This is a genomic window from Pseudomonas sp. PSB11 (assembly GCF_014596605.1).
GTDB lineage: Bacteria > Pseudomonadota > Gammaproteobacteria > Pseudomonadales > Pseudomonadaceae > Aquipseudomonas > Aquipseudomonas umsongensis.
This window is the reverse complement of sequence record NZ_NOIO01000024.1, coordinates 1-10,639: the sequence shown is the minus strand read 5'-3', so window position 1 is coordinate 10,639 and position 10,639 is coordinate 1. Positions and strand designations below refer to the sequence as shown.

Below are 10,639 nucleotides of genomic sequence, written 5' to 3'. Positions count from 1 at the left end.
ACGGCGAAACGCTCAAACAGCCGCGTTATAGAACTGTTCGCTGCTCTTTTGCTCCACCAGCGCCTGTTCAATGGCGGCCTGGTGCACTTCGTCGGCGTGCTCTTCACGGGCTTCCGGCAAAATCCCCAAGCGCCCGAACAGTTGCATGTCCTTGTCGGCCTGCGGGTTGGCGGTGGTCAGCAGTTTTTCGCCGTAGAAAATCGAGTTGGCACCGGCAAAGAACGCCAGCGCCTGCATCTGCTCGTTCATGGCTTCGCGGCCAGCGGACAGGCGCACGTGGGATTTGGGCATGAGGATCCGCGCGACGGCGAGCATGCGGATGAAGTCGAACGGGTCGACGTCGTCGGCATTTTCCAGGGGCGTGCCGGCGACTTTCACCAACATGTTGATCGGCACCGACTCCGGGTGCTCCGGCAGGTTGGCCAGCTGGATCAGCAGGTTGGCGCGGTCATCGAGGGACTCGCCCATGCCAAGGATGCCACCGGAGCAGATCTTCATCCCCGATTCACGGACGTAGGCCAGGGTTTGCAGGCGCTCGCTGTAAGTGCGGGTGGTGATGATGCTGCCGTAGAACTCAGGCGAGGTGTCGAGGTTGTGGTTGTAGTAGTCCAGGCCAGCCTTGGCCAGCGCTTCGGTCTGGTCTTGATCGAGCCGGCCGAGGGTCATGCAGGTTTCCAGGCCAAGGGCCTTGACGCCTTCGACCATCTTCAGCACATACGGCATGTCTTTGGCCGACGGGTGCTTCCACGCCGCGCCCATGCAGAAACGGGTCGACCCGATGGCCTTGGCACGCGCGGCCTCTTCGAGGACCTTCTGCACTTCCATCAGCTTTTCTTTTTCCAGGCCGGTGTTGTAGTGACCCGACTGCGGACAATATTTGCAATCTTCCGGGCAAGCACCGGTCTTGATCGACAGCAAGGTCGATACCTGGACGCGGTTAGCGTCGAAATGCGCGCGGTGCACCGTCTGCGCCTGGAACAACAGGTCATTGAATGGCTGAACGAAGAGTGCTTTGACTTCGGCCAAAGACCAGTCATGACGCAAAGTTGCAGAGGTGCTGGCGCTCATGGGCGTTTCCTTTGTTTTATGCTTTGGCAGGCGACCGGGAAATGGAATTTCCACCGGCGCATCACAGGTGTTTCGGCATATTTAAGGAAGAGTCATGCCCTGTCAACCACGATACGATAGACTGGTTTACATCTGGTTAAAAAATAACCATCACTGCTTACTGTGTGATGAAGTAGCCGATGGCACCACGCCCGTTTGCATGGCTTGCGAAACCGAGTTGCCATGGCTCGGCGATCATTGCCAGCGCTGCGCACTGCCCTTGCCCGCTGCGGGCATGACGTGCGGCCAATGCCTCATGCAGCCACCGGCCTTCGAGCGAGTGGTCGCGCCCTGGACTTACAACTTTCCGATCGACAGCCTGATTACACGCTTCAAGCACAGCGCGAAATGGCCGTATGGCCATCTGCTCGGCGACCTTCTGGCTCAATCACTGCAACATCGCTTCAACGAAGACCTGCCGCGTCCCGATGTGCTGGTACCCGTGCCGATGTCTACCCGGCGCCTGCGCCAACGCGGCTTCAATCAGGCTGCCCTGCTGGCGCGCTGGCTCAGCGAACGCCTCGACGTGCCTATCGATGAACGATTGCTGTTGAGGCCCCAAGACACCAATGCCCAGCAAGACCTGAACGCCGAGGCTCGCAAACGCAACCTGCACCACGCCTTCGCCCTGGCAAGCGACGCATCAGTGAAGGGTCGCCACCTGGCGCTGGTGGACGACGTTCTGACCACCGGTGCCACGGCGCAGGCACTGGCCCTGCTGCTGCTGGACGCAGGCGCCAGTCGGGTCGACGTCTATTGCCTGGCGCGCACACCCAAACCTGGCGAGTCACCGTGACTTGACTCCCGGGCCCCGAGCCGCCAACGTCCTCACCACTGTCATAGCCAAAGCGTCTTGCCATGTCCTTGCCTACGTTGTTGTCCCAGCACATTGTTCGTCGCCCGCAACGCATTGCCTTGCTGCAACACATCGCCGAGCAGGGCTCGATCACCCGCGCGGCGAAAAGCGCGGGCCTGAGCTACAAGGCCGCTTGGGATGCTATCGATGAGCTGAACAACCTGGCACAGAAACCGCTGGTGGAACGCAGTGTCGGGGGCAAAGGAGGGGGTGGCGCCAAACTGTCTGCTGAAGGCGAGCGGGTGCTGCGTCTCTATCAAAAGCTGCAGGCGCTGCAATCCCAGGTACTGGAAGCCGCTGAAGACGCAAGCGACCTTGACCTGCTCGGTCGCCTGATGCTCAGGACCAGCGCACGCAACCAGTTGCACGGAAAAGTCGCGGCCATTGAAACCCAGGGCCATAACGATCGGGTTCGCCTTGAGCTGGCTGAAGGCCTGAGCATCGCGGCGCAGATCACCCACGACAGTACCGTGCGCCTGGACCTGCAAACCGGCACTGAAGTTGTCGCCCTGATCAAGGCCGGTTGGCTCGATCTGCTGGGCAACAGCGACGAGGCAATACCCGGTCACAATTGCCTCGAAGGTGTCATCGAGGAAATCCTCGACGCCGAAGACGGCCCCTGCGAAGTGCGAATCAGCCTGCCCAATGGCCAGACGCTCTGTGCTCTGGTCGAGCTCCGGCATTTGCAATCACGCAAGCTGACCCGCGGAACATCGGTACGCGCGCAGTTCTCTCCCTCCAATGTATTGCTCGGCACTCCGTTGTAGGAGCTGTCGCAGGCTGCGATCTTTTGACTTTGCTTTTCAAGATCAAGATCAAAAGATCGCAGCCTGCGGCAGCTCCTACTGCAACAAAAGCTTCATCACCCACCATTAAGGTGACTGCAAAATTCGCAGGGAGCCTGATGTGAGCCTATTAGAAGAAAACCAGTCCACCGACCTCGAACAGATGGTCGGCCTCAGCCGTCGTGGCTTTATCAGCGCAGGCGCCTTGTGCGGTGCCGCCATGTTCCTCGGCGGCAACCTGCTGAGCCGCAGCGTAATGGCCGCCAGCGTCAGCGCCGGCACCAGCCAGTTGCTGGGTTTCGAAAGCATTCCTGCCGCGACTGCCGACGCGATCAGCTTGCCCCCCGGCTACAAATCTTCGGTACTGATCAGCTGGGGTCAGCCCCTGCAGAAAAACGGCCCGGCGTTCGACATGAGTGGCAACGGCACCGCCGAGCATCAGGAAGTCCAGTTCGGCGACAACAACGATGGCATGAGCCTGTTTGCCTTCCCGGATGACAACAATCGGGCACTGATGGCGATCAACAACGAATACACCAATTACCGCTACCTCTACCCCCACGCGGGCATGCCGCAATCGGCGCAGGAAGTGCATAAGGCCCTGGCTTGCGAAGGCGTGTCGGTAATCGAGGTACGGCGGGAGAATGGTCATTGGCAGTTTGTTCAGGGCTCGCGCTATAACCGGCGCATTCATGGTAACTCGCCGATCAATCTGAGCGGCCCGGCCGCCGGTCACGAACTGTTGAAAACCCGTGCAGATGCGCAAGGTAAAACGGTCCTCGGCACGTTCCAGAACTGCGCCAACGGCAAGACGCCGTGGGGCACCTACCTGACCTGCGAAGAGAACTTTACCGACTGCTTTGGCAGCAGCGATGCCGAACAGAAATTCGATGCCGCACAGAAACGCTACGGTGTGGTGGCAACCAGCAAAGACATCAACTGGCATCAACACGATTCGCGCTTCGACATGGCGCACCATCCCAACGAGCTCAACCGTCATGGCTGGGTGGTCGAGATCGACCCGTTCGACCCGCAGTCGACCCCGGTCAAGCGCACTGCACTGGGCCGCTTCAAACATGAAAACGCCGCCCTGGCTGAAACCACAGACGGCCGCGCCGTGGTTTACATGGGCGACGATGAGCGCGGCGAATTCATCTATAAGTTCGTCAGCCGCGACAAGATCAATCACCAGAATCCCAAGGCCAACCGCGACCTGCTGGACCACGGCACCTTGTACGTGGCACGTTTCGACGCGGGCGACGGCAATGCCGATCACCCCAAGGGCCAGGGGCAATGGATCGAATTGACCCATGGTAAAAACGGCATCGACGCCAGCAGCGATTTTGCCGACCAGGGCCAAGTGCTGATTCACGCGCGCCTGGCAGCCAGCGTGGTGAAGGCCACGCGCATGGACCGCCCGGAGTGGATTGTCGTCAGCCCCAAGGACGGTCAGGTTTACTGCACCCTGACCAACAACGCCAAGCGTGGCGAAGACGGGCAACCGGTAGGCGGGCCGAACCCGCGTGAGAAGAATGTCTACGGGCAGATCCTGCGCTGGCGCACCGACCGCGACGACCACGCCTCGAACACCTTTGCCTGGGACCTGTTCGTGGTCGCCGGCAACCCGCAAGTGCATGCTGGTACGCCGAAGGGCGGCTCGTCGAACATCACCCCGCAGAACATGTTCAACAGTCCGGATGGATTGGCGTTCGATAACGCCGGGCGGTTGTGGATTCAAACCGACGGCGATTCGAGTAATGCCGGTGACTTCGCCGGCATGGGCAACAACCAGATGCTCTGCGCCGACCCGGTGACCGGCGAGATCCGTCGGTTCATGGTCGGGCCGATTGGTTGTGAGGTAACGGGGATCAGCTTTTCGCCGGACCAGAAGACCTTGTTCGTCGGCATTCAGCACCCGGGGGAGAACGGCGGTTCGACCTTCCCTGAGCACTTGCCGAATGGAAAGCCGCGGTCTTCGGTGATTGCCATTTCGCGTGAAGACGGCGGGGTCGTCGGCGCCTGATAGTGCCTCTTCGCGAGCAAGCCCGCTCCCACATTGACTCTGTGGCGTTCACAAATTGTGTGTTCACCGCAGCCCCAATGTGGGAGCGGGCTTGCTCGCGAAAGCGTCAGCCCGGGCAACACACATCTCACCCCCTAAAGCAGCCCCGTCTGCGCTACCATGCCTGGCCGGACGCAGCAGCCTGCTGCGCGCAGGAGTCAGCATGGCCCACCCGTTTGAAACGCTCACCCCAGACCTCGTGCTCGATGCCGTCGAAAGCATCGGTTTTCTCAGCGATGCCCGCATTCTGGCGCTCAACAGCTACGAAAACCGTGTCTACCAGGTTGGTATCGAAGACGCCGAACCATTGATCGCCAAGTTCTATCGCCCGCAGCGCTGGACCAACGAAGCGATTCTGGAAGAACACCAGTTCACCTTCGAGCTCGCCGAGGTCGAGGTACCGGTCGTCGCGCCGCTGATCCACAACGGTGAAACCCTGCACGAGCACAACGGCTTCCGTTTCACCCTGTTCCCCCGCCGCGGCGGCCGCGCGCCGGAACCTGGCAACCTCGATCAGCTGTATCGCCTGGGTCAACTGCTCGGCCGACTGCATGCAGTGGGCTCGACCAAACCGTTTGAGCACCGTGAGGCGCTGGCGGTGAAAAACTTTGGCCATGATTCGCTGACGACCTTGCTCGAAGGCAACTTCATCCCCCGCAGCCTGCTGCCGGCCTACGAGTCCGTGGCCCGCGATCTGCTCAAGCGTGTGGAGGATGTCTACAGCAATACGCCGCACCAGAACATCCGCATGCACGGCGATTGCCACCCCGGCAACATGATGTGCCGTGATGAGATGTTCCACATCGTCGACCTCGACGACTGCCGCATGGGCCCGGCGGTACAGGACATCTGGATGATGCTGGCCGGCGATCGCCAGGAATGCCTGGGCCAGTTGTCGGAATTGATGGATGGCTACAACGAATTCCACGATTTCAATCCCCGGGAACTGGCGCTGATCGAACCCCTTCGCGCGCTGCGCCTGATGCACTACAGCGCCTGGCTCGCCCGTCGCTGGGACGACCCGGCATTCCCGCGCAGCTTTCCGTGGTTCGGCACCGAACGTTATTGGGGCGACCAGGTGTTGGCGTTGCGCGAGCAGCTCGCGGCGCTCAATGAAGAACCGCTGAAGCTCTTCTGAACACCACCGCCCCCTGTAGGAGCGAGCATGCTCGCGAAAAACCTGAGAACACTGCGGAGCATCAGGTTCCCCGCGTTATCGTTAACGACCATCGCGAGCGTGCTCGCGCCTACAGGTACCAGCACATACAATCCCTCCTTTGTTAGCTGCCTAAGCAAGGATTCTGCATGCAAGCCGCCAACCTGCGTCGCGGGTACATTCTGGGCCTGAGTGCCTACATCATCTGGGGACTTTTCCCGCTCTACTTCAAGGCCATTGCCAACGTGCCCGCCGTGGAGATCATCATTCACCGCGTGCTGTGGTCGGCGTTGTTCGGCGCCTTGTTGCTGATGGTCTGGAAACATCCGGGCTGGTGGCGCGAGTTGCGGGAGAACCCACGTCGGCTGGCGATCCTGGCGCTGAGCGGTACGCTGATCGCCGCCAACTGGCTGACGTATGTGTGGTCGGTGAACAACGGGCGCATGTTGGAGGCCAGCCTCGGTTACTACATCAACCCCTTGGTGAACGTGCTGTTGGGGATGCTGATCCTCGGTGAGCGGCTGCGACGCATGCAATGGATTGCCGTGGGGCTGGCGGCGGTTGGCGTGGCGCAACAAGTATGGCAAGTGGGCAGCCTGCCTTGGGTGTCGCTGGTGCTGGCATTGACCTTCGGTTTCTACGGGTTGATTCGCAAGCAGGCGCCGGTCAAGGCGCTCCCGGGATTGGTGGTCGAAACCTGGATGTTGGTGCCGATAGCGCTGGCCTGGTTACTGCTCAATCCAACCGCCAGCAGCGCCCAGGCTGAATTCTGGACCACCTCCGAAGCCTGGTGGCTGGTGGCTGCCGGTCCGGTAACGCTGGTGCCGCTGGTCTGCTTCAACGCTGCCGCGCGGCATTTGCCCTACACGACCCTGGGATTCCTGCAATACCTGGCACCGACCCTGGTGCTGCTGCAGGCCGTCCTGCTGTTTGATGAGCACCTATCGTCGAGTACGCTGGTTGCGTTCATCTTCATCTGGGCAGGCCTGGCGGTCTACAGCGTCGATGCCTGGTTCAGCCTGCGCCGCCGCAGCTGATCAAAAAACACACAACTCTCTACAGGCCACGTTATCCGTGGCCTGCATCGATCCTTCCCAAGGTTATCCACAGCGTGATCCCCGCCGTTTGTGCGCAAGTTACTGAAACTGCTGGTTTTTTGATCAATCTTTGAAGAGCCACGGCCGGCGTGGCCTGGCGGGCTGTCTCTACAGGTTATCCACAGGCAGGTGCACGTTTAAACTGGATAACCGGATCAAGGTTCACTGCGCAGTACCAATTCCACCATCAAATCGTCCGCCAGGGTTTCCAGGCGCGATTGCAGCACGTCCAGAGACAGCGTCAGGGGCACCGCCAGTATCGCTTCGGCGTGGAACAGCGGCTCGCTGCTCATGGGGGCCGGACGCACCTCCGTCACCAGCCGTTCCAGGTTTACCCCCTGCTCACTGAGCAAGCGCGTGATGTCGCGCACGATCCCCGGCCGGTCATTGCCCACCAACTCCATGGCGATCGGCTTCCAGGTGCAAGACTGTTCGATACCGCTTTCGGCGATCAAGACGCGAATGCCGTGGGCCGATAATCCTTGCAGGGCATCGACCAGTGAATCGTAGGCTTCCGCCGGGACCCCCACCCGAAGAATCCCGGCGAATTGCCCGGCCATGCGCGACATGCGGCTTTCCAGCCAGTTGCCACCATGCTCGGCGATGCATTGGGCTATGCGCTCGACCTGCCCAGGCTTGTCCGGTGCAAAAACAGTGAGTACGAGGTGGTCCATGGCGCAGCCCTCTTTTGTTATTGAAAGAGAAGTATAGGCAAGGGTTGATTCGGCGCTGGCAGGTCCGACCTCTTCGCGAGCAGGCTCGCTCCCACAAGGTCGGCGCAGGGCTTTGTGGGAGCGAGCCTGCTCGCGAATCGGCCCCGACCAGAATCTGCGCAACATAAATCGTGTACAACTTTTTATATTTAACTGGAACAATCTCATGCTTTTTTGAGAACATCCTCATCCCCGGCGTGACTGCAATGCGTCATGGGGTCGCAGAACGACGTAATTAGTCTAATTTTCACAACCGCAACTCATCATGTAGTATGCCGCTGCGCGCACTACATAACGTTGGATCGATGTCCGCCGCAGGCGCAGACGCATCCCTGAAAGCCCTGTCAGCAAGCCCCTAAAGCCGTTGATTGGTCCCCACCCAGCCGTCAGAAATGGCATGTACTGGTCGCAGGGTTTGTGGTTTAAATGGCCAGAGGCTTCATTGTTAAATTGAAGAGCTGAAAAGCGAAATAGCTGAGCAGAGTGAGGCAAGCAATGACTGAACACGTTCAAGTCGGTGGCCTGCAGGTCGCCAAAGTCCTGTTCGACTTCGTGAACAACGAAGCCATTCCCGGAACCGGCCTCACCGCCGACCAATTCTGGGCCGGTGCCGACAAGGTCATCCATGACCTGGCGCCGAAGAACAAAGCCCTACTCGCCAAACGCGATGATTTCCAGGCTCGTATCGACGGCTGGCACCAATCCCGTGCCGGTCAACCACACGACGCCGTGGCTTATAAAGCCTTCTTGCAAGACATCGGTTATCTGCTGCCAGAAGCGGCCGATTTCCAGGCAACGACGCAAAACGTCGATGAAGAAATCGCCCACATGGCCGGCCCACAGCTTGTGGTGCCGGTGATGAACGCCCGCTTCGCGCTCAACGCTTCGAACGCCCGCTGGGGTTCGCTGTACGACGCGCTCTACGGCACCGACGCCATTAGCGAGGCTGACGGCGCGGAAAAAGGCAAAGGCTACAATAAGGTTCGCGGCGACAAGGTCATCGCCTTCGCCCGGGCCTTCCTCGACGAAGCGGCGCCATTGGCGGCCGGCTCCCACGTCGATTCGACACACTACAAAATCGTTGAAGGCAAACTGGTCGTCGCCCTTAAAGGCGGCAGCAACAGCGGCCTGCGCAACGACGCCCAGTTGATCGGTTTCCAGGGCGATGCGGCGGCACCCACCGCGATCCTGCTGAAAAACCATGGCCTGCATTTCGAAATCCAGGTCGATGCCAGCACCCCGGTCGGCCAGACCGATGCTGCCGGTGTCAAAGACATCCTGATGGAAGCCGCACTGACCACCATCATGGACTGCGAAGACTCCGTCGCCGCCGTCGACGCCGATGACAAGGTTGTGATCTACCGCAACTGGCTCGGCCTGATGAAGGGCGACCTGGCGGAAGAAGTCGCCAAGGGCGGCAAGACGTTTACCCGCACCATGAACGCCGACCGCACCTACACCGCTGTCGACGGCAGCGAATTGAGCCTGCATGGTCGTTCGTTGTTGTTCGTGCGTAACGTCGGTCACCTGATGACCATCGATGCGATCCTCGATAAAGATGGCAACGAAGTACCGGAAGGCATCCTCGACGGTCTGGTGACTGTCCTGGCGGCGATGCACAACCTGAACGGCAATACGTCGCGCAAAAATACCCGCACCGGTTCCGTCTACATCGTGAAGCCGAAGATGCACGGTCCTGAAGAAGCTGCGTTCACCAACGAGCTGTTCGGGCGCATCGAAGACGTGCTGGGCCTGCCTCGCAACACCCTGAAGGTCGGGATCATGGACGAGGAGCGCCGTACCACGGTCAACCTCAAGGCCTGTATCAAGGCTGCCAGCGAGCGCGTGGTGTTCATCAACACCGGCTTCCTCGATCGCACGGGCGATGAAATCCACACCTCCATGGAAGCCGGCCCGATGGTGCGCAAGGCCGACATGAAGGCCGAAAAATGGATTGGCGCCTACGAGAACTCCAACGTTGATATCGGCTTGAGCACCGGCCTGCAAGGCCGTGCGCAGATCGGTAAAGGCATGTGGGCCATGCCCGACCTGATGGCAGCGATGCTGGAACAGAAAATCGCTCACCCACTGGCGGGTGCCAACACCGCATGGGTGCCTTCGCCGACCGCTGCCGCGCTGCACGCGCTGCACTACCACAAGGTTGACGTGTTCGCCCGTCAGGCCGAACTGGCCAAGCGTGCCCCTGCGTCGGTGGACGATATCCTGACCATCCCGCTGGCAGTGAACCCGCAGTGGACCGCCGAACAGATCCAGAACGAACTGGACAACAACAGCCAGGGCATTCTGGGTTATGTGGTGCGCTGGATCGACCAGGGCGTTGGTTGCTCGAAGGTGCCGGACATCAATGACGTCGGCCTGATGGAAGACCGTGCAACGCTGCGTATTTCCAGCCAGCACATCGCCAACTGGCTGCGTCATGGCATCGTCACCGAAGAGCAGGTGATGGAAAGCCTCAAGCGCATGGCGCCAGTGGTGGACCGTCAGAATGCCGGTGATGCGCTGTACCGTCCGCTGGCACCGAACTTCGACAGCAACATCGCCTTCCAGGCGGCCGTCGAACTGGTGGTGGAAGGCACCAAGCAGCCCAACGGCTACACCGAGCCGGTCCTGCACCGTCGTCGTCGCCAGTTCAAGGCTGCCAATGGCCTGTAACTGAGCACTGACGCCGGACACAAAAAAGCCCTGATCGAAAGACCAGGGCTTTTTTATTCACTTTGCTTCGTCCTGAATAAGGTTTACACCTTCTGGCTTCTTATCAGGAAGGTGCAATGGATACGGGCACAAAACGCAGTCAACGAGATTACACACTGACTTTTAAATTGTCGGTCGTCGATCAAGTCGA

The 10,639-nt window shown here is 60.0% G+C and carries 8 protein-coding genes; 6 read left to right on the top strand and 2 right to left on the bottom strand.

The window, feature by feature from the left end; genetic code table 11:
- Positions 1 to 12: 12 nt before the first annotated feature.
- A complete protein-coding gene (gene bioB, locus CGA21_RS23000) occupies positions 13 to 1,068 on the bottom strand; it encodes a biotin synthase BioB (RefSeq protein ID WP_020796035.1) in 1,056 nt (351 codons plus the stop codon).
- A 94-nt stretch (positions 1,069 to 1,162) separates the two neighbouring features.
- On the opposite strand from bioB, the gene CGA21_RS22995 reads away from it, so the two are divergent.
- The 5 genes from CGA21_RS22995 (at position 1,163) to rarD (ending at position 7,003) form a co-directional block, all read left to right on the top strand.
- Positions 1,163 to 1,903 (top strand): ComF family protein, encoded by a 741-nt coding sequence (locus CGA21_RS22995; protein WP_188265108.1) that lies wholly within the window; start codon positions 1,163 to 1,165, stop codon positions 1,901 to 1,903.
- A gap of 62 nt (positions 1,904 to 1,965) precedes the next feature.
- On the top strand, positions 1,966 to 2,730 hold the full coding sequence (locus tag CGA21_RS22990; RefSeq protein WP_188265107.1) for a TOBE domain-containing protein: 765 nt from the start codon (positions 1,966 to 1,968) through the stop codon (positions 2,728 to 2,730).
- 139 nt (positions 2,731 to 2,869) lie between these two features.
- Positions 2,870 to 4,771: a PhoX family protein gene (locus tag CGA21_RS22985; protein WP_188265106.1), complete on the top strand. Its 1,902-nt coding sequence runs from the start codon at positions 2,870 to 2,872 to the stop codon at positions 4,769 to 4,771.
- Positions 4,772 to 4,973: 202 nt separating this feature from the next.
- Positions 4,974 to 5,948 carry a serine/threonine protein kinase gene (locus tag CGA21_RS22980; protein ID WP_020796039.1) on the top strand — a complete coding sequence of 325 codons (975 nt, stop codon included), beginning with the start codon at positions 4,974 to 4,976 and terminating at the stop codon, positions 5,946 to 5,948.
- Between the two features lie 167 nt (positions 5,949 to 6,115).
- Positions 6,116 to 7,003, top strand: coding sequence for an EamA family transporter RarD (gene rarD, locus CGA21_RS22975; RefSeq protein ID WP_083349832.1), 888 nt, complete (start codon positions 6,116 to 6,118; stop codon positions 7,001 to 7,003).
- A 215-nt stretch (positions 7,004 to 7,218) separates the two neighbouring features.
- On the opposite strand, the gene CGA21_RS22970 is transcribed toward rarD, so the two are convergent.
- Positions 7,219 to 7,737 carry a glycine cleavage system protein R gene (locus CGA21_RS22970; protein WP_110750477.1) on the bottom strand — a complete coding sequence of 173 codons (519 nt, stop codon included), beginning with the start codon at positions 7,735 to 7,737 and terminating at the stop codon, positions 7,219 to 7,221.
- A 534-nt stretch (positions 7,738 to 8,271) separates the two neighbouring features.
- Between CGA21_RS22970 and CGA21_RS22965 the strand changes: the two genes are divergently transcribed.
- Positions 8,272 to 10,449, top strand: a complete 2,178-nt coding sequence (locus tag CGA21_RS22965; protein ID WP_110750475.1) for a malate synthase G — start codon at positions 8,272 to 8,274, stop codon at positions 10,447 to 10,449.
- Positions 10,450 to 10,639 lie beyond the last annotated feature (190 nt).

Coding starts and splice junctions, on each gene's coding strand:
- CGA21_RS22965 (WP_110750475.1), top strand. CDS start 8,272: ATGACTGAACACGTTCAAGTCGGTGGCCTGCAGGTCGCCAAAGTCCTG.
- CGA21_RS22980 (WP_020796039.1), top strand. CDS start 4,974: ATGGCCCACCCGTTTGAAACGCTCACCCCAGACCTCGTGCTCGATGCC.
- CGA21_RS22990 (WP_188265107.1), top strand. CDS start 1,966: ATGTCCTTGCCTACGTTGTTGTCCCAGCACATTGTTCGTCGCCCGCAA.
- CGA21_RS22995 (WP_188265108.1), top strand. CDS start 1,163: ATGCCCTGTCAACCACGATACGATAGACTGGTTTACATCTGGTTAAAA.
- rarD (WP_083349832.1), top strand. CDS start 6,116: ATGCAAGCCGCCAACCTGCGTCGCGGGTACATTCTGGGCCTGAGTGCC.
- bioB (WP_020796035.1), bottom strand. CDS start 1,068: ATGAGCGCCAGCACCTCTGCAACTTTGCGTCATGACTGGTCTTTGGCC.
- CGA21_RS22970 (WP_110750477.1), bottom strand. CDS start 7,737: ATGGACCACCTCGTACTCACTGTTTTTGCACCGGACAAGCCTGGGCAG.